Annotated in this window: 15 protein-coding genes and 1 tRNA gene; 7 read left to right on the forward strand and 9 right to left on the reverse strand. The window is 64.8% G+C overall.

Annotation, left to right across the window (positions count from 1 at the left end; translation table 11 throughout):
* Positions 1-2 precede the first annotated feature (2 nt).
* The 5 genes from HUK68_RS11590 to uvrC all read right to left on the reverse strand — a co-directional run bounded on the left by HUK68_RS11590 (position 3) and on the right by uvrC (position 5,373).
* Entirely contained in the window at positions 3-1,898 is a 1,896-nt protein-coding gene (locus HUK68_RS11590; protein ID WP_175504285.1) for a SurA N-terminal domain-containing protein, read from the reverse strand.
* 320 nt (positions 1,899-2,218) lie between these two features.
* Positions 2,219-2,294: transfer RNA gene (locus HUK68_RS11595), tRNA-Val, on the reverse strand.
* 15 nt (positions 2,295-2,309) lie between these two features.
* Entirely contained in the window at positions 2,310-2,639 is a 330-nt protein-coding gene (locus HUK68_RS11600) for an HU family DNA-binding protein (protein WP_175505825.1), read from the reverse strand.
* 153 nt (positions 2,640-2,792) lie between these two features.
* On the reverse strand, positions 2,793-3,362 hold the full coding sequence (pgsA, locus tag HUK68_RS11605; RefSeq protein WP_175504286.1) for a CDP-diacylglycerol--glycerol-3-phosphate 3-phosphatidyltransferase: 570 nt from the start codon (positions 3,360-3,362) through the stop codon (positions 2,793-2,795).
* 52 nt (positions 3,363-3,414) lie between these two features.
* Positions 3,415-5,373: an excinuclease ABC subunit UvrC gene (uvrC, locus tag HUK68_RS11610; RefSeq protein WP_175504287.1), complete on the reverse strand. Its 1,959-nt coding sequence runs from the start codon at positions 5,371-5,373 to the stop codon at positions 3,415-3,417.
* Between the two features lie 107 nt (positions 5,374-5,480).
* Between uvrC and earP the strand changes: the two genes are divergently transcribed.
* Complete coding sequence (earP, locus tag HUK68_RS11615) at positions 5,481-6,584, forward strand: elongation factor P maturation arginine rhamnosyltransferase EarP (RefSeq protein WP_175504288.1); 1,104 nt, start codon at positions 5,481-5,483, stop codon at positions 6,582-6,584.
* Positions 6,585-6,713: 129 nt separating this feature from the next.
* Positions 6,714-7,268: an elongation factor P gene (gene efp / locus HUK68_RS11620; RefSeq protein ID WP_175504289.1), complete on the forward strand. Its 555-nt coding sequence runs from the start codon at positions 6,714-6,716 to the stop codon at positions 7,266-7,268.
* Positions 7,269-7,434: 166 nt separating this feature from the next.
* Here efp and HUK68_RS11625 read toward each other — a convergent pair whose 3' ends face one another.
* The 4 genes from HUK68_RS11625 to HUK68_RS11640 all read right to left on the reverse strand — a co-directional run bounded on the left by HUK68_RS11625 (position 7,435) and on the right by HUK68_RS11640 (position 12,641).
* Positions 7,435-8,352 carry an aldo/keto reductase gene (locus HUK68_RS11625; RefSeq protein WP_175505826.1) on the reverse strand — a complete coding sequence of 306 codons (918 nt, stop codon included), beginning with the start codon at positions 8,350-8,352 and terminating at the stop codon, positions 7,435-7,437.
* Positions 8,353-8,378: 26 nt separating this feature from the next.
* On the reverse strand, positions 8,379-9,695 hold the full coding sequence (locus HUK68_RS11630) for an NTP/NDP exchange transporter (protein ID WP_208458662.1): 1,317 nt from the start codon (positions 9,693-9,695) through the stop codon (positions 8,379-8,381).
* A gap of 153 nt (positions 9,696-9,848) precedes the next feature.
* Positions 9,849-11,261 (reverse strand): 30S ribosomal protein S12 methylthiotransferase RimO, encoded by a 1,413-nt coding sequence (rimO, locus tag HUK68_RS11635; RefSeq protein WP_175504290.1) that lies wholly within the window; start codon positions 11,259-11,261, stop codon positions 9,849-9,851.
* Positions 11,262-11,426: 165 nt separating this feature from the next.
* Entirely contained in the window at positions 11,427-12,641 is a 1,215-nt protein-coding gene (locus tag HUK68_RS11640; protein ID WP_175504291.1) for a D-alanyl-D-alanine carboxypeptidase family protein, read from the reverse strand.
* A gap of 417 nt (positions 12,642-13,058) precedes the next feature.
* Here HUK68_RS11640 and HUK68_RS11645 point away from each other — a divergent pair, with 417 nt between their 5' ends.
* The 5 genes from HUK68_RS11645 (at position 13,059) to HUK68_RS11665 (ending at position 18,058) form a co-directional block, all read left to right on the forward strand.
* Positions 13,059-13,361, forward strand: a complete 303-nt coding sequence (locus HUK68_RS11645) for an SWIB/MDM2 domain-containing protein (RefSeq protein WP_175504292.1) — start codon at positions 13,059-13,061, stop codon at positions 13,359-13,361.
* A 246-nt stretch (positions 13,362-13,607) separates the two neighbouring features.
* Positions 13,608-15,842 carry a TonB-dependent receptor gene (locus HUK68_RS11650; RefSeq protein ID WP_175505828.1) on the forward strand — a complete coding sequence of 745 codons (2,235 nt, stop codon included), beginning with the start codon at positions 13,608-13,610 and terminating at the stop codon, positions 15,840-15,842.
* Positions 15,843-15,862: 20 nt separating this feature from the next.
* Positions 15,863-16,552 (forward strand): Fe2+-dependent dioxygenase, encoded by a 690-nt coding sequence (locus HUK68_RS11655; protein ID WP_175504293.1) that lies wholly within the window; start codon positions 15,863-15,865, stop codon positions 16,550-16,552.
* Positions 16,553-16,570: 18 nt separating this feature from the next.
* Positions 16,571-17,695 (forward strand): alpha-hydroxy acid oxidase, encoded by a 1,125-nt coding sequence (locus HUK68_RS11660; protein WP_175504294.1) that lies wholly within the window; start codon positions 16,571-16,573, stop codon positions 17,693-17,695.
* Between the two features lie 96 nt (positions 17,696-17,791).
* Positions 17,792-18,058 carry a (2Fe-2S)-binding protein gene (locus tag HUK68_RS11665; protein WP_175504295.1) on the forward strand — a complete coding sequence of 89 codons (267 nt, stop codon included), beginning with the start codon at positions 17,792-17,794 and terminating at the stop codon, positions 18,056-18,058.
* Positions 18,059-18,101 lie beyond the last annotated feature (43 nt).

Here is an 18,101-nt window from a genome sequence, read left to right on the forward strand (position 1 = left end):
TCTCAGGGGCGGTCGACCTTGATCTGCACCTTGAAGCGCGACTTGAGCGTCTCATAGTAGGCCGCGCCTTCGGCGCCCGCCCACCACTGTGCGAGTTGCTGCTTTTGCGCGGCCACGATCTGCGCGTCCTGCGCCGGGCGCTCGGCCACGGCATTGACCTTGACCACGGCATAGCCCAGATTGCCCAGGTCCACACCGGTCCATGCGGGCAAGGCATCGACAGGCGCGTGCAGCGCGGCGTCGATGACTTCGCGCGGCAGGCTTTGCGACTGGTCGCGGCCCACCACCACGGCGTTGCCCAGCGCGGCTGCGGCGGGCTGCGCCTTCCAGGCTGCGAGCTGCTTCTGGCCTTCCTCGCGCGCCAGTTCGGCGGCCTTTTGCGCCACGAACAGCGTGCGCACCTTGTCGGCAACTTCGTCAAACGCCAGCGTATGCGCGGGCGAGTACGACAGGATGCGGCCGGCGGCCATCACGCCCGAGCCGATCTCGATGGCGTCGGTATTGCGCTTGCTTTGCAGCGATTCGGACGAGAACAGCGCTTCGAGGAAACGCGGGCTGGCCAGCGGGCCTTGCGCGTCACCGGCCGGCACACGCGTCACGCCTTCGGCCTTGCGCACGGTCAGCTTGAGCTTGTCGGCCACGCCCTGCAGATTGTCCGCCTGCTCGTACACGCCATTGGCAAACTGTTCGGCGACCTCCGCGAACCGGCGCTGCGCCTGCTGCTCCTTGAGTTCCTTTTCCAGGCGCGGACGCAGTTCGGCAAAGCTCGGCTGCGGCGGCGTCTTGATGTCGGTCAGCTGGATGATGTGGAAACCGAAATCGCTCTCCACCACGTCGCTGATATCGCCCTTCTTCAGCGCATAGGCTGCGTCCTCGAAAGGCTTGACCATGGCGCCGCGGCCGAAGAAGCCGAGATCGCCGCCGCTTTGCGCGGTGCCGCTGTCTTGCGACGACTGCTTGGCCAGCGCGGCAAACGACGATGGGTCCTTGCGCAGCTGCGCCAGCAGCGCCTGCGCCTGCTCGCGCGCCTTCATGCGGTCGTCGGCCGACATGTCCTTGGGCGCGTTGATCAGGATGTGGCTCGCACGGCGCTCTTCCTGGCCCGCGATGCGCGACAGGTTTTCCTGGTAGTAGGTGCGCAGATCGTCCTCGTTGAGCACCATCGAGGCCTGCACGCTGGCCGTATCCAGCACCACGTACTCGACGCTGGCCTGCTCGGCCTGCTGGAAGCGGTCCGGATGGGCCTTGTAGTAAGCCTGCAGGTCTTCGGGCGTGGGCTGGACCTTGGCCGCGAAGTCGCTGGCCTTGAACTGGGCCACCTGGATCTCGCGGCGCTGGTACAGCGCATCCATTGCCAGCTTGAGCTGGCTGTCGGTCACGAACGAGGAGTTGATGGCCGAGCCCAGCACCTGGCTCAGCGCCAGGTTGCTGCGCAGATTGGCCTCGAAACCTTCGGGCGTCATGCCCTGCGCGCCCACCAGCGCGCGGTAGGCCTCGGCATCGAGCGTGCCGTCGGCACGCTTGAGCGCGGCAATCGCCGGGATCTGCTGCAGGCTGCGCACCAGTTGCGCATCGCTGGCAGTGAGGTGCATCTTCTGCGCCGCTGCCACCAGCACGCGGTCACGCACCATGCGCTCCAGCGTGGCATAGCGCGCCTGCGGCGAATCGAGCAGCTTGGCATCGAGCTCGGGGTTCGCGGCGCGCATCTGATCGCTTTCCATGCGGTGCGCATTGTCCCAGTCCGACTGCTTGATATCGTGGCCATCCACCCGAGCCACCGTCGGACTGGATTCCGAGAAATAGTTCTGGTCGATGCCGACGAAGATGAACGAGGGAATGATCAGCAAGAACAGCAAGATCATCACGAACTTGGAGTGCTTGCGGATGGCTTCAAACATAGTCGATCTTTCTGTGGAAGCAAGAAAAAAGGCGAACCATTGTTCGCCTTTGTACGGTGCCGAGTGCCAGCCAAGCCCGATCGTGGAAATATGTCTAGAAAGGGTTTGAACTCCCTTGTTGAACTCTCCATGCACATGCCTGCCAACGAACCCAGCTCCCTGGTGAAGGAAACTGCGCAGATTCTACCTGCTGCGCCTGATGGCCCCAGCAGCCGATGGCAGCAATGAGGCCCGCAAAGCTTCGATTGCGGTCCGCAGGCCGCGGCCAGGCAAAGAAAAAGGGCCTTGGATTGCTCCAGGCCCTGGTTCTCGTGGGATGGTGGTGGGTGCTGACGGGATCGAACCGCCGACCTACTCCGTGTAAAGGAGCCGCTCTACCGACTGAGCTAAGCACCCCATCGCAACTGCGGGTCAGTTCAACGCGTCTTTCAACGCCTTGCCCGGACGGAATTTCGGCACCTTGGCGGCCTGGATCTCGATCGTGGCGCCGGTGCGGGGGTTGCGGCCGGTGCGTGTGGAACGCTCACCGACGGTGAACGTGCCGAAACCGACGAGCGATACTGTACCACCCTTTTTGAGGGTTTTCTTCACGGCTTCGATGGTCGACTCCAGGGCGCGCGCAGCGGCGGCTTTGGAGATGTCGGCATTGTTCGCGATGTGCTCAATCAGTTCGGTCTTATTCACAACAGGCCTCTCGAGAAATAGTGGATGGAATGTCGCTGCTGCCCGATGCCGATGCATCGTGCGGCCAGCCCGCAAGCCTGCGGTGCATGCCATCGACCTTCCAAGTGTCAATGTTATCCGCTGCAATCCCAGCGGCTGCAGCGATTCTAGCTGCAATTGCCCCCCTGCCAGGCGTGCGCCGCGGTTTTTGTCGCGCGCCGCCGCGAGCGGCTAGCGGCCGACGCGGGCGCGGATTTCGGGCACCGCCTTTTGCAGGTAGTAGACCATCGACCACACGGTGAGCACGGCGGCAATCCAGATCAGCACATGGCCCCACACGCCGGTATCGATCGCGCCGAACAGCACGCCGTCATAGAGCAGGAAGGGAATCGCCACCATCTGCGCCGTGGTCTTGAGCTTGCCCAGCATGTGCACCGCCACGCTCTTGCTCGCGCCGATCTGTGCCATCCACTCGCGCAGCGCCGAGATCGCGATCTCGCGGCCGATGATGATCAGCGCGACGAACACGTCGGCGCGCTGCAGGTGCACCAGCACCAGCAGCGAGGCGCAGACCAGGAACTTGTCGGCCACCGGATCGAGAAACGCGCCGAAGGACGAGGTCTGGTTGAGCTTGCGCGCCAGATAGCCATCGAGCCAGTCGGTGGCCGCGAACACGACGAACATGACCGTGGCCAGCAGGTTGCGAACGCCCGGCTCCATGGGGGTGTAGAACACCCCCACGATCAAGGGTATCGCGACGATGCGCGTCCAGGTCATCAAGGTGGGGATGGTCAGAAACATAGCGCGATTGTGTCATGCGGCAGGGGCTCGGAAGCACTCCGTTGCATCATGGTCAATGCAGTGCCCGGTAAATGGTATCGGCCAAATCGCGTGAAATACCTTCGACCTTCATCAGGTCTTCGATGCTCGCGTCGGCCACGCCGCGCACGCCGCCAAAGCGCTGCAGCAGGCGCGCGCGTTTCTTCGGCCCCACGCCCGCGATCTCCTCGAGCTGGCCGCCGCCGATGCGCACCTTGGCGCGCGCCGCGCGCATGCCGGTGATCGCAAAGCGGTGGGCTTCGTCGCGGATCTGCGCCACCAGCATCAGCGCCGCCGAGTCCTTGCCCAGATAGACCTTCTCGCGGCCGTCCGCAAACACCAGCTCCTCCAGGCCGACCTTGCGCTTGTCGCCCTTCTCGACGCCGACGATGCGCGACAGATCGAGCCCCAGCGATTCGAACACCTCGCGCGCCATGCTGACCTGGCCGACGCCGCCGTCGACCAGCACCAGATCGGGCAGGCGCGCCTGGCCCGCGGTTGGCTCCGCGCCGCCGGCTTCGCGCTGGGCTTCGGCCACGCGGCCGTAGCGGCGCATCAGCACCTGGCGCATGGCGGCGTAGTCGTCGCCGCCGACGATGCCCTCGATGTTGAACCGCCGGTACTCGCTGCTTTGCATCTTGTGGTGATGGAACACGACGCAGGAGGCCTTGGTGGCCTCGCCCGAAGTGTGCGAGATGTCGAAGCACTCGATGCTCAGGTTGTCGAGATCGTGCGTGGGCAGGTCGAGCGCCTCGGCCAGCGCGCGCGTGCGCGCCTGCTGCGAGCCTTCCTCGGCCAGCAGCCGGGCCAGCTGCAGCTCGGCATTGCGCTGCGCCATGTCGAGCCAGGCGCGGCGCTGCTCGCGCGGCTGGTGCAGTGCCGAGACGCGCACGCCGCTGGACTCGGACAGCGCCTTGACCAGCGCCTTGTCGACCGCATGGCTCAGCACCAGCACCGGCGGCACGGGCACGCTGGTGTAGTGCTGCGCCAGAAAGGCCTCGAGCACCAGGACCTCGACCGGCTGGGCCGCAGCCCTTTCACCCTCGCCTTCGGCTTCGTCCTCGGCATCGTGCACTGCCGCGGCATCGCCCAGCTGCGACGGGAAGTACGGCCGGTCGCCCAGATGGCGGCCGCCGCGCACCATGGCCAGGTTCACGCAGGCGCGCCCGCCCTGCACGCGCACCGCGAGAACGTCCACATCCTTGTCCGACGTGGTTTCTATCGACTGCTGGTGCAGCACGCGCGACAGCGCCGTCACCTGGTTGCGCACCTCGGCCGCCTGCTCGAATTCCAGCGCTGCGGAATGCGCGAGCATGCGGGTTTCAAGCTGCTTGAGCAATTCCTCGGTTTCGCCGCGCAGCATGGCCTCGGCATTGCGCACGTCCAGCGCGTAGGCCTCGGGCGAGATCAGGTCCACGCACGGGCCGGTGCAGCGCTTGATCTGATAGAGCAGGCAGGGCCGCGAGCGGTTGGCGAACACCGTGTCCTCGCAGGTGCGCAGCCGGAACACCTTCTGCAGCAACTGGATGGTCTCCTTGACCGCCCAGGCGCTGGGATACGGCCCGAAATAGCGGTTTCTCTTGTCGACGCTGCCGCGGTAATACGCCATGCGCGCAAAGCGCTGGCCGGGCTGCGGGCCCTCGCCGTCGCGCGCAGCCACGCCCGAGATCATCAGGTAGGGGTAGCTCTTGTCGTCGCGAAACAGGATGTTGTACTTGGGGTGCTGCGTCTTGATCAGGTTGTTTTCCAGCAGCAGCGCCTCGGCCTCGGAGCGCACCACCGTGGTCTCTAGACGCACGATCTTGCTGATCATGTGGCCGATGCGCGTGCCGCCATGGCTTTTCTGGAAGTAGTTGGCCACCCGGCGCTTGAGATTGCGCGCCTTGCCGACGTAGAGCAGCCCGCCCTGGGCATCGAAGTAACGGTAGACGCCCGGCAGCGACGGCAGCGCTGCGACCTGGGCCAGCAGTTCATCGGAATGCATTTGAGACATGGCGCTATTGTGGCGGCGCTGGCGCCGGCTTTCGGCAAGCGCCGCGAGAGCCCGTACCGGTGTGGCGAAAGCGGTACCATCGGCGCGCCATGTCTCCAGGCCTTTCCATGACTTCGAACCGCTCCCTCCGCTGGGATATCTTCTGCCAGGTGATCGACAATTTCGGCGACATCGGCGTCTGCTGGCGCGCGGCCGCCGAACTCGCCGCGCGCGGCCAGCAGGTGCGGCTGTGGCTGGACGATGCCAGCGCGCTGGCCTGGATGGCGCCCGCGCCGTATCCCGCAGGACTGAGCGTCCATGCCTGGCCTGACAGGGCCGAGTGGCTGCCCGCAGAGGGCGTCGGCGATGTGGTCATCGAGGCGTTTGGCTGCACCATTCCCGCGCCCTTCCTCGAGCTGCTGGCGCAGCGTCAGGCGCGCCAGGCGCCAGGCGCTGCGCAGGCCCCGGTTTGGATCAACCTCGAATACCTGAGCGCCGAGCCCTATGTCGAGCGCTGCCACGGCCTGCCCTCGCTGCTGATGAGCGGCCCGGCCGCGGGCCTCACGCGCTGGTTCTTCTACCCCGGCTTCACGCCGCGCACCGGCGGCCTGCTGCGCGAGGCCGCGCTGGGCGCGCGCCAGGCGGCGTTCGAGCGTGCGGCGTGGCGCGCCGCGCGCGGCATCGACTCCGCGACGCGCCTGGTCTCGCTGTTTTGCTACGAGCCGCCAGCGCTGCCGCAGCTGCTGTCCCAGTTGCAGTCCGGCGATGCACCCAGCCATCTGCTGGTCACCCCCGGACGCGCCGCGGCTGCAGTGCGCGCCGCGCTCGACGATCCCTTGCAGGCGGCGCCGCCCTGCACCTGGCTCGCCCCCTGCGCACAGCCCGCATTCGACGAGATGCTCTGGGCCAGCGATCTGAACCTGGTGCGCGGCGAGGATTCGCTGGTGCGCGCGCTGTGGGCCGGCGAAGCCTTTGTCTGGCATATCTATCCCCAGCATGACAATGCCCACCACGCCAAGCTCGACGCCTTTCTCGACTGGCTAGAGGCCCCGCCTTCCCTACGGTTGTTCCACCACCACTGGAACGGCATGCCCACGCGCGCGCCCCTGCCCGTTCTGAGCGCGGCGATGCTGGCCGAATGGCGCGATTGCGCACAGGCCGCACGCGCATGCCAGATGGATTCCAGGGATCTGATCAGCCAACTGCAGCAGTTTGTGGCAGAAAAAAGCTAAAATCCCGGTTTTGCCGCTGGAGCTCCAGCGCTTTCGTTTCCCCCCGCCGCGGAACATGTTTCAATGCAGCAGCCCCCAGGGCGGCGCAGCTGGACGCGTTGAGCGGCACAACCCCCAGCAAATCTAGCTATGAAAATCGCCCAAGAAATCCGCGCCGGCAATGTGATCATGCACGGCAAGGACCCGATGATCGTCCTGAAGACCGAGTACGCCCGTGGCGGCCGCGGCGCAGCCACCGTCCGCATGAAGCTCAAGGCCCTGCTGGGCAACATGGGCACCGAGAACGTGTTCAAGGCTGACGACAAGATCGACAACGTGATCCTGGACAAGAAGGAGTGCACCTACTCCTACTTCGCCGACCCGATGTACGTCTGCATGGACGAAGAGTTCAACCAGTACGAAGTCGAAGCCGAAAACATGGGCGACGCGCTGAACTACCTCGAAGACGGCATGGCTGTCGAAGTGGTGTTCTATGACGGCAAGGCCATCTCGGTCGAACTGCCCACCAGCGTCGTGCGCGAAATCACCTGGACCGAACCCGCCGTCAAGGGCGACACGTCGGGCAAGGTGCTCAAGCCTGCCAAGATCGCCACCGGCTTCGAAGTCGCCGTGCCGCTGTTCGTGGCCCAGGGCGACAAGGTCGAAATCGACACCCGCACCGGCGAATACCGCAAACGCGTCTGAACATGGCGGCCTCCAGCTGCTGTGCACACAAAAGGCTTCCCACGGGAAGCCTTTTTTTGTGCCTGAAACCGCTCAGGCTGCGCCGGCCAGCATCTTGAACGTGGCCAGCACCGCCGCTTCGTTGAAGGACTTCACGATCCAGCCCTGGATGCTGACACCAGTGCCCTCAGGACTCCAGAGACCGCTGGCGCCAGAATGCCGCACCAGGAATGGTGCCCATCCCCGCCGCGGCGTTGTCGGCCATATGTTCAGGACGGCTGGTACCCGGGATGGCACACGTGACCGCGGGGTTGCTCAGCACGAACTTCAGCAGCACCTGCGCCCAGCTGGTGCATTCAATCTCGTGCGCCCAGGCCGGCAGCGGGCGGTCGCGCAACTGGCGCAGCAGGCCACCACCGCCAAAGGGCTTGTTGACCAGCACCGCGATGCCCTTGTCGGCCGCGAGGGGCAGCAGGCGTTCGGCCGCGGCCCGGTCGTCGAACGCATAGTTGATCTGCAGGAAATCGATGGGCTCGCGGCGCATGACGGCCTCGAGCTCGCGGTAGGCCGACTGCGTGTAGTGCGTGATGCCGATGTAGCGCACCCGTCCCTGCGCCTTCCACTCCTTGAGCGTCTGCAGCTGGGTCTGCCAGTCCACCAGGTTGTGGACCTGCATCAGGTCGAGCTTTTGCGCCCCCAGCAGCGACATCGACTCCTGCATCTGGCGGATCCCCGCCTCGCGCCCCGTGGTCCAGACCTTGGTGGCCAGAAACGCCTGGCCGCGGCGGCTCGAGCGGGCCAGCAGTTCGCCCGTGGTCTGCTCGGACCGGCCGTACATCGGCGAGCTGTCGAGCAGCGTGCCGCCCGCGTCGAACAGCGCTTCGAGCACGCCCGGCAGGCGCGCGTACTCCGGCGTGCCGGGCGCATGGCCGAAGCCCACCCAGGTGCCGCAGCCTATCACCGGCAGTTCCTCGCCGGTCTTGGCGATCCGGCGCTTGCGCATCTGGCTGGCGGGTGCGCTGCCGGCCGCGGCCGAGGCACCGCCGGGCAGCGCCACCGCGAGCGAGGCCGCAAGCGATGCGCGCAGGAAGCCGGCGCGGTTCACGCCCGCGTTTTCGAAATGACTGGGATTCATGATTTCTCTCCAAGGTTTGCCGCAACCGCCGTGACGCCGGAGACGGACCGCCCACGCAGCTGCTCCTGGCGCCTGCCCAGCCAGACGCACAGCGCGCCCCAGCCCGCCGCCATCGGGATGGCCAGCAGCGCGATGCCGCCGACGCCGACGCCCAGCGCGCCGAGCGCGGAGGACAACCACCCGCTGAGGGCATCGCCGCCGCGGTAGACCAGCGTCTCGATGGCGTTCTTCGCCTGGTACTTCTCCTGCCGGCTCACGACGGTGAAAAGCACTTCGCGCGCGGGCCGGGCAATGCCATAGTCCAGCGCCCTCCTGGCCACCTGCGCACAGGCCAGCACGGCCAGCGTCGGCGCCAGCGCCAGGGCGCCAAAAGCCGCGACGGTCACGACGGGCAGCATGGCGAGGCACAGCACCAGGCCGAACCGGCGCATCAGCCGGCCGGTGACCAGCAGCTGCAGGCCCAGCGTCAGGCAGGAGACGCAGAAATCGACGACCGCGAAAAAACGCGTGCGCGCCGCGGTGCCGTCCAGTGCGTCCGCGACGATGCGCGCCTGCTCGAAATAGAGAAATGTCGACGCCGCCGTGTGCAGCAACAGGTAGGCGCAGATGCCCAGCAGATACGGGGAGCCGGCAATCAGCGTCAGCCCGGCCCAGACCTGGCCGCCCACGGGCCGCACAGGCGAGGAAGCACCGGGCGCACTGTGGGGGTAGATGCCCCGAAAGCAGCGCAACGCCAGCTCCAGCAGCAAGGCGGCAAGCAAGGCCAGAACCATGGGGCCGAACACGCTCACCGCGGCGGCGGCCAGCAGCGGGCCGATCACCGTGCCGAGCGTTCCGCCGGCCGCGATGAACCCGAAAAGGCGCCGGCCCTGCTCGTTGCTGAAGCAATCGTTCAGCACGCTCCAGAAGATGCTGACGATGAACAGGTTGAACACGCTGACCCAGACAAAGAAACTGCGCGCCAGCCACACGCTGTCCAAATGCAGCGCCAGCAAGGCGCTGAAAGCCAGCAGCGTCAATGCAAAGAAGCGATAGGCATACGGCACGAAGCGGCGTGGCGGAAAGCGCGCCACCAGCCACCCGAAGGCCGGCACCAGAAGCAGCATTGCCACGAAAGTGGCGGTGAACAGCCAGCGCAGCTCCTGCGCGCCACCGACCAAGCCCAGCGCATCGCGCAGCGGCCTGAGCAGGTAGTAGCCCGACAGCAGGCAGCAGAACCAGGCAAAGCCCAGCAGCGTGGCCCGCACTTCGTGCGCCTCGATGGCGACCAGGCGGCTCAGCAGCCGGTGGATGCGGGGTGCGGCACGGTACATGCAGGCCGCCGGCTCAGGGGTGGATGGCGTCAGTCATCGCAGCACCATAAACCACCCGCGCCATCCTGCCACAAGAAAAAACACCCCGCAGGCCGGGAATGGCCTGCGGGGTGTTGTTCATCCGGTGACCCTGCACGCAGGGTATCCGCCAGATCAGATCGGCACGCCGACCAGATCGTGGCCCTGGGTGCCGACGATGCGCGCACGCGTGAACTCGCCGGCCTTCATGGTCTTGCTGATCTTCTCGGGCGGCAGCAGATGCACCACGCCGTCGATCTCGGGCGCATCGGCGTAGCTGCGGCCCACGCCGCCCTTGCGGCCCAGCGCGGGCGCGGAATCGACCAGCACCTGCATGGTCGAGCCGATGCGCCGGCGCAGGCGGTTGGCCGAGACTTCCTCGGCCACTTCCATGAAGCGCGCGCGGCGCGCCTCGCGCACCTCGGGCGGCAGCATGCCGGGAATGTCGTTGGCGGTCGCGCCTTCGACCGGGCTGTAGGCAAAGCAGCCGGCGCGGTCGATCTCGGCCGCGCGGATGAAGTCCAGCAGGTGCTCGAACTCCTCCTCGGTCTCACCCGGGAAGCCGGCAATGAAGGTCGAGCGGATGATCAGGTCCGGGCACATCTCGCGCCAGCGCTGGATGCGCTCGAGGTTCTTCTCGCCGCTGGCGGGGCGCTTCATGCGCTTGAGCACATCGGGGTGGCTGTGCTGCAGCGGCACGTCAAGATAGGGCAGCACGCGGCCCGACGCCATCAGCGGAATGATCTCGTCCACGCTGGGGTACGGGTATACATAGTGCAGGCGCACCCAGGCGCCATGCGGCTCGGCCAGTTCGCCCAAGGCCTGTACCAGCTCCAGCATGCGCGTCTTGACGGGCTTGCCGTCCCAGAAACCGGTGCGGTACTTGACATCGACGCCATAGGCCGAGGTGTCCTGGCTGATGACCAGCAGTTCCTTGACGCCGCCCTCGAACAGCGCCTTGGCCTCCTTGAGCACATCGCCGACAGGACGCGAGACCAGATCGCCGCGCATCGAAGGAATGATGCAGAAGGTGCAGCGGTGGTTGCAGCCTTCGCTGATCTTCAGATAGGCGTAGTGCTTGGGCGTGAGCTTGAGGCCGGCCTCGCCGAACGCACCGGGAATCAGATCGACGAAGGGGTCATGCGGCTTGGGCAGGTGCGTGTGCACCGCGTCCATGACCTCCTGCGTGGCGTGCGGGCCGGTCACGGCCAGCACGCTGGGGTGGATCTGCTGCACCATGTTGCCACCGTCGGCACCGGTCTTGGCGCCCAGGCAGCCAGTGACGATGACCTTGCCGTTTTCCGCCAGCGCCTCGGCAATGGTGTCCAGGCTTTCCTTGACGGCGTCGTCGATGAAGCCGCAGGTGTTGACGATCACCAAGTCGGCGCCATCGAAGGTCTTGGACGTGGAATAGCCTTCGGCGCTGAGCTGCGTGAGTATCAGTTCGGAGTCGGTCAATGCCTTCGGGCAGCCCAGGCTGACGAAGCCGATCTTTGGAATGGATGCGCTGCCGGACGTCGCGACTGCGTCGAAAGTATCTGATCTCATTGTTTTTCGCAGGGCGACCTGGCGGATGGGTGGGGCAAGTATTGTAAGCCAGACCCCGGAATTTCCCTTATCCAGACGGCATCACCCCATGGCGCGCTTCTGCGTTGCCGCGCGCGCCCGCATGTTGGCGGTGTTGGCGCACGCCCCACGGCGGCGTTGGGGCCTTTATTTGACCAGGTGCTGCCACATGCGCAGCATGAAGCCGGCGCGTTCCACATCGGCCTGCGCAACCAGCGGCGCTTCGCCCACCGGCTTGCCGTTCGACTCGGCGATCACCTTGCCGATCACGGCACCCTTGGCGACCGGCGCCTCGAGCTCGGGCTTCAACTGCACCGAAGTCTGCAATTTTTGCCCGCGCGGTACGGTCAGCGTCCATGGCGCACCCAGGCCGGCGGCCACGGTGTCGGCCTTGCCGAAGCCGAGCTTGGCATTCGTGACCACGGCGTCGGGCGCAAAAGGCGTGGCTTTCTCGAAGCGGCTGAAACCCCAGCCCAGCAGCTTGCGGCTCTCGTCGGCACGCGCCTTGGCACTGTGGGTATTGAGGATGACGGTGATCAGGCGCATGTCGTTGCGCTTGGACGAGGTGACCAGGCAGTAGCCGGCCTCCTGGGTGTGGCCGGTCTTGAGCCCATCCACCGTGGAGTCCGTATAGAGCAAGGCGTTGCGGTTGCCCTGCTTGATGCCGTTGTATTTGAACTCGCGCTCGGCGTAGAGCGGGTAGTAGTCGGAGCTGTCGCGGATGATCGCCCGCGCGAGAATGGCGAGATCGAGTGCCGAAGACCTGTGCGCCGGGTCGGGCAGGCCCGTGGAGTTCACGAAATTCGTGTGCGTCATTCCCAGGCGCCTGGCTTCGGCATTCATGAGTTTGGCGAAGCCATCTTCCGAGCCGGCCAGGTGCTCGGCGATGGCCTTGGACGCATCGTTGCCCGACTGGATGACGATGCCGCGCAGGATATCGATGACCGTGGCCTGGCCGTTCAGCGGCAGGTACATGCACGACTCGGTGCTCGAACCCCGGCACCAGGCGCTCTCGCTGACGGAGACCAGATCGTCTTTCTTGAGCTTGCCCGAGCGAAGCGCCTGTTCGACCAGGAAGCTGGTCATCATCTTGGTCAGCGACGCGGGCGGCAGCGGCTCATCGGAATTGGCCGAGGCCAGCACCGCGCCGGAGTCGTAGTCCATCAGCAGCCATGCCTTGGCCGGGATGGCCGGCACGCCGCCCTCCACCACGGATTGCCCGGCCAAGGGCTCCGGGGCAGGCGTTTCGGCGGCGGACTTCTTCTGCGCGACCGGTTTGGCTGCGGTCGCCGCGCCGGGCACCAGCACGCCTGCAACCAGGGAAAGGACGAGAGGCAGGAAGGCAAATTGGCTGAATTGCATGGAATTTCCTGATCGTGACGCCCCATTGTGGCGGACCGCAGCCCGCTTTGCGCGCGTCCATGGAAGAGATTTTTGTCAGCGTGCGCCTAGCGTCGCCACGGCATGGCGCGGCGCGCCATACATCCCATGCGTCGCGGTCCCTACGCTGGCGCACGGTGGAGCGCGGGCCCACGGCCTGGACCCGCTTCCCCGCCAGCCGATACACATCCCGCCGGCATTGGCGCCCCGGGAAAACCATGGACAAATGGCGGACACCGCCGCGCCATAGGCATTTACAGTGCACTGGCGCAACAATTCGAGGCAAAAAAGCGTATGCGCTACTTGGAAAGGCGAAATTTTCACAGTAGCATCTGCTGAACCGATAAGAAGCACCTGCTTGGCATTGGTCAAGAATTCTCACCAACTAGGAAAAGCAACATGGCAACTGCAAAGAAGGCACCGGCCGCAGCTTCTGCGACACCCGCTAAGAAACGTACCCCCAACGCCGCCTTCATGAAACCGCTGACCCCCAGCCCGGCCCTGGCCGCGGTCGTGGGCTCGGCTCCGCTGCCACGCACGGAAGTCATCAGCAAGCTGTGGGTCTACATCAAGGCCAACAAGCTGCAGGATGAGTCCAACAAGCGCATGATCAACGCCGACGCCAAGCTCAAGGAAGTCTTCGGCAAGCCCCAGGTTTCGATGTTCGAAATGGCCGGCCTGATCGGCAAGCACGTGAAGTAATTCACCCTGCTCTCAAGAAGCCGGCGCAAGCCGGCTTTTTTTTGCCCGGAATTTGGCAAAAGCGTTGTGTAAAACAAACTACACAATGCGAATCGATCCTATTTGCACCTATGATTCGCTCCGGCCGGAGAAGCGGCATCCATGCAGGTGTCTGGATGCAAAGCGCCACGGCCCCAATATCAAGCGGCCTCTCGCAGAGAGGCCCAATATCAGTTCCGGAGCATTATCTTGAAGACCACAGCGCCCATGGCGGCTGCCGATTGCAGCACCGCCTCCCTTCCCGCGTCCCCCGCCGAAAAAGCCCTGCTGCCCCTGGGCGCACTGATGCTGGCCGCCTCCGTCGGCAGCTGGGCCCAGGTGCCGGCCTCCGAAGCCACCATGGGTACGGTGACCGTGCGCGAAACCGCGGAAGTGCAGAGCAAGGATAGCTTGCTCGTCAAGAAGACCACGATCGGCAAGGGCACGCAGGATATCAAGGACATTCCCCAGTCCGTCACAGTGTTCACAGAGCGCTTGATGGCAGATCGCAATCAGGACGACTTCCGCGAAGTGCTGCGCACCACGGCTGGCGTGACCTTCCAGGCCGGCGAAACCGGCGAAGAGGACGTGCGGCTGCGCGGCTTTTCGCTGGCTCAGGCTGGTGACATCTACATTGACGGAATGAAGGATGCTCCTCTGTATGAGCGCGATACCTTCAACAACGACCGCATTGAAGTGCTCAAGGGCTCGGCGTCCATGCTGTTCGGCAAGGGCTCGACCGGTGGTGTGGTCAACCAGGTCAACAAGGCGCCTTTGCTCATCGACCAGCATGAGCTTTCGTACACGCTGGGTACCGGCAAATTCAACCGGTTGCAAGGCGACTTCAATTTCAAGACGGGCGAGAATGCGGCCTTGCGCGTCAACGCCATGATCCACGACTCGGACAACTACGGTGCCAAGCAGGATAAGCGCGGCATTGCACCGAGCTTTTCCTGGGGCATCGGCACGCGCGACGAGTTCTCGGTGGGCCTGTATTACCTCGACATCAAGGGCCGACCAAACTACAACCACCCCTGGATCGTCAGCAACGGCAAGATCATTCCGACCCTGCCGGCAAAGAACTACTACGGACTTGCCAGTGACCACCTCAATACCTCGGCGCAATACCTGACGCTGGGACATATTCACCGCTTCGACAATGGCGGCGAACTGCAGACGCGACTGCGCCACGGCAAGTACGAGCGCGATCTGCTGGCCAGCGCAATCGGCTTTGCCGGCACCCGCCCCACGGCGCTGGAACAGATCACCGGCAGCACCCCGCTTTCGCGCACTTCCAAGGGCCGTATCGGCGAAAGCACGCTGACCCAGATCCAGAGCGATTACTCCAATACCTTCGATTGGGGTGGCCGCAAGCACCAGATTCTGGCCGGCCTGGATTACTACCACGACGACGCCCAGCGCATTCCACAGTACTCGAACGCGGCGGGCAACTCTTCCACCAATCCCAGCCTGCTGACCACCGTTGGCTCGCCCAACGATGGCGCCTCGGCCCCGGATCGCCGCGCAGCTCCGGCGTTCAACACCTTCAAGGCACAGAACATCGGCCTATATCTGCAGGACACCATGGACCTGACCTCGACCGTCAAGCTGGTCGGCGGTCTACGCTATGACCAGTTCAAAGCCGATTACCGCAATGCCACGGGCGCACTGAGCGACTCCACGTCCGACGGCCTGTGGAGCCCGCGTGTGGGCGCCATCTTCCAGCCCGACGAACTGAGCTCGTACTATGTGTCGTTCGGCACCTCGTACAACACTTCTGGCGACACGTACCAGTTTGGTGGTATCACGGCAGGCAGCGCGACCCAGGCCAGTACGGAATCGCTGGCCAACACTCCGCCCGAAAAGAGCCGCAATCTGGAAATCGGCGGTAAATGGGAGTTGTTCGAGCGCCGGGCATTGTTTGGCGCCGCGGTTTTCTACAGCGAGAAGTACAACGAGCGCAATACCGATCCGGATGCTCCCGTCTACCTGCTGTCTGGCAAGCGCCACGCGGCCGGCATGGAGTTCAACCTGGCAGGCCACATCACGCCGCAGTGGGACATCTTTTTCAACCACACCTGGATTCCTGACGCCAAGATCGACCGCAGCGCAGTCCGACCTGCAGCTGGCGGCGGTGGTGCACAGGTCCAGGGCGACCGCCCCGGCCTGACACCCAAGCACAGCGGCAGCGTCTGGACCACCTATGCACTGACGTCCAAGCTGCGACTGGGTGCGGGCGTGACCTACCGTGACAAGCAGAACCCCGACCTGTCGCGCAACACGACGGCCAGCGGCTTTGCCACCATTGATGCCATGGCTGAGTACACTTTCGACGAAAAGACATCGCTCAAGCTGAATGTCACCAACGTCAGCGACAAGCTGTATGCCGACACGCTGTACCGTGGTTTCTATGCACCGGGCGCCGCACGCGCGGTGCAACTGAGCGTCAAGACCCGCTTCTGATCCTGCCTTGCCTGCCCGCCATGTTCCTGCACCTGAAACAGGTTTTCACTCCGGACGAAGTCCAAAGCGCGCGCCTGCTGCTGGGCGCGGACGCACCCTGGGTGGATGGCAGGGCCAGCGCGGGCGGACAGGCCCAGGCCTCGAAGCAAAACCAGCAACTGGCGCAAGGCAGCGATGTCTCGCAGCAGTTGCAGGCCCAGGTACAGGCCGCGCTGGGCCGGGACGCGCTATTTTTCTCGGCGGCCCTGCCCAAACGCATCTTCAACCCCTTGTTCAACCGCTATAGCGGTGACTCCAATTTCTACGGCGCGCATATCGACGGCGCCGTCTTGCATTCGCAAAACCCGGCGCAGTGGGTACGCAGCGATATCTCGTGCACCTTGTTTCTGAGCGCACCCGAGGAATATGACGGTGGCGAGCTGCTGATCCAGGAGCCTCTGGGCGAGCGTCGCATCAAGCTGCCGGCTGGCGACATGATCCTTTATCCAAGCAGCACCGTGCACCAGGTCGCACCTGTCACACGCGGCGCGCGTATCGCGAGCTTCTTCTGGATCGAAAGCATGGTCCGCAGCACCGAACAGCGGCAGATGCTGTTCGATATGGACATGGCGCTGCTCAGGCTGCGCTCCGAGGTCGGCGAGAAGCACCCAAGCATGGTGCAGCTTACCGGCACCTATCACAATCTGCTGCGGCTTTGGGCCGACGTCTGAATTCGCAGCAACCCGGTCATGGCATCTTCCCTCCCCGCACTGCAGGCCATCGCCGCCGACATCGTCAGCCTCGGCGACCATGAACGGCGCGCCGCCGAAGTACTGCACAGCAATGCCTGGGCCTATTTCAGCGGCGCCGCGGGCGACGAGCGCACCCTGCAAGCCAATCGCAGCGGCTGGGACGCATTGGCGCTATGGCCGAATGTGCTGCGCCCTCTCGCAGAAGGACATACGCGTGTCACCTTGCTTGGACAGGAGTATGCCCATCCACTGCTTGTGGCGCCAATGGCTTTCCAACGTCTGGCCCATGCCGATGGTGAATTAGCCACTGCCTACGCTGCGGCGGCACTGGGCGCCGGCTTCACGCTGAGCACGCAGTCAAGCTTGGCGCTGGAATTGCCAGCCCGTGCGGTGCTGGAGACCACCGGGCGTGGCCCGCTGTGGTTTCAGTTGTATCTCCAGCATGATCGGGGTTTCACACGTGAACTGTTGCAGCGCGTCGAGAGCGCAGGCTACGAAGCGCTGGTGCTGACGGTGGACGCGCCGGTCTCGGGCGTACGCGACCGCGAACGTCGTGCGGGCTTTCGACTTCCAGCAGGCGTTTCCGCGGTCAACCTGCAGGGCCTCTCCAGCCTGCCTGCAAGCCGAGACGATGGCATGTGTGCCGGCATGCTTCGCCACGCGCCCAGCTGGGACGATCTGGCTTGGCTCCAGTCGCAGACTCGACTACCCGTTGTGCTCAAGGGCATTCTGCGCTCGCGCGATGCGCTGCAAGCCGCACGCCTGCAAGCCGCTGGCATCATCGTTTCCAACCATGGCGGTCGCACGCTGGACAGCGCGCCTGCTACGGCCACCGCGTTGCCGCGCGTCGTCCAGGCTTTACGGTCCGGCGGCCACGCGCTCCCCATTCTCGTCGACGGGGGTATCCGCCGCGGCACCGATGTGCTGAAGGCGATCGCCCTGGGCGCCAGCGCCGTGATGATCGGACGCCCGGTGATCTGGGGCCTTGCCAATGCGGGCGCTGCCGGTGTGGCGCATGTGCTGCGGCTGCTGCGCGACGAGCTGGAAATCGCCATGGCATTGACCGGATGCGCCACGCTGGCGGACGCTACCGAGGCACTTTTCGGCGATGAAAGCCCTTGATCGAACAAGGTAGTGCACGCCAGGATTACGAATGCGATAGGTTCTCATTTATAATTGCGCTATTCCCTCAATAGCCAGCCACCACTGCCTGCTGCCATGATCGTCTGTGTTTGCCGCCGGGTTTCTGACCGCGAAATCGCACGCCACGCGCACGCGGGCATGAGTTTTGATGAAATCCAGTTTGAACTCGGTGTTGCCACGCAATGCGGACGCTGCGAAAGCTGCGCGCGCGACGTGGTGGCGCAGTGCAGTGCATCGGGAGCGGTTGCCCTGATCCAGAACGCAACCCAGCCGATCCAGCTTGCCAACAATATCTTGGAAAGCAAAGCATGGCCCTCTTCTGCGTTCTGCTCGGCAGCCTGATCCTTGTCGTAGGATGCACCTGGTGGATCTTCCGCCAGTAAGA

The organism is Comamonas antarctica, from assembly GCF_013363755.1.
Taxonomy (GTDB): Bacteria; Pseudomonadota; Gammaproteobacteria; order Burkholderiales; family Burkholderiaceae_C; genus Comamonas; species Comamonas antarctica.

What these genes read in the sequence shown, in the direction of transcription:
- uvrC (WP_175504287.1), bottom strand. Translation starts at nt 5,373, where the DNA reads ATGTCTCAAATGCATTCCGATGAACTGCTGGCCCAGGTCGCAGCGCTG.
- HUK68_RS11650 (WP_175505828.1), top strand. Translation starts at nt 13,608, where the DNA reads ATGGCGGCTGCCGATTGCAGCACCGCCTCCCTTCCCGCGTCCCCCGCC.
- efp (WP_175504289.1), top strand. Translation starts at nt 6,714, where the DNA reads ATGAAAATCGCCCAAGAAATCCGCGCCGGCAATGTGATCATGCACGGC.
- HUK68_RS11660 (WP_175504294.1), top strand. Translation starts at nt 16,571, where the DNA reads ATGGCATCTTCCCTCCCCGCACTGCAGGCCATCGCCGCCGACATCGTC.
- HUK68_RS11645 (WP_175504292.1), top strand. Translation starts at nt 13,059, where the DNA reads ATGGCAACTGCAAAGAAGGCACCGGCCGCAGCTTCTGCGACACCCGCT.
- HUK68_RS11665 (WP_175504295.1), top strand. Translation starts at nt 17,792, where the DNA reads ATGATCGTCTGTGTTTGCCGCCGGGTTTCTGACCGCGAAATCGCACGC.
- earP (WP_175504288.1), top strand. Translation starts at nt 5,481, where the DNA reads ATGACTTCGAACCGCTCCCTCCGCTGGGATATCTTCTGCCAGGTGATC.
- HUK68_RS11655 (WP_175504293.1), top strand. Translation starts at nt 15,863, where the DNA reads ATGTTCCTGCACCTGAAACAGGTTTTCACTCCGGACGAAGTCCAAAGC.
- HUK68_RS11600 (WP_175505825.1), bottom strand. Translation starts at nt 2,639, where the DNA reads ATGCATCGGCATCGGGCAGCAGCGACATTCCATCCACTATTTCTCGAG.
- HUK68_RS11630 (WP_208458662.1), bottom strand. Translation starts at nt 9,695, where the DNA reads ATGTACCGTGCCGCACCCCGCATCCACCGGCTGCTGAGCCGCCTGGTC.
- pgsA (WP_175504286.1), bottom strand. Translation starts at nt 3,362, where the DNA reads ATGTTTCTGACCATCCCCACCTTGATGACCTGGACGCGCATCGTCGCG.
- rimO (WP_175504290.1), bottom strand. Translation starts at nt 11,261, where the DNA reads ATGAGATCAGATACTTTCGACGCAGTCGCGACGTCCGGCAGCGCATCC.
- HUK68_RS11590 (WP_175504285.1), bottom strand. Translation starts at nt 1,898, where the DNA reads ATGTTTGAAGCCATCCGCAAGCACTCCAAGTTCGTGATGATCTTGCTG.
- HUK68_RS11640 (WP_175504291.1), bottom strand. Translation starts at nt 12,641, where the DNA reads ATGCAATTCAGCCAATTTGCCTTCCTGCCTCTCGTCCTTTCCCTGGTT.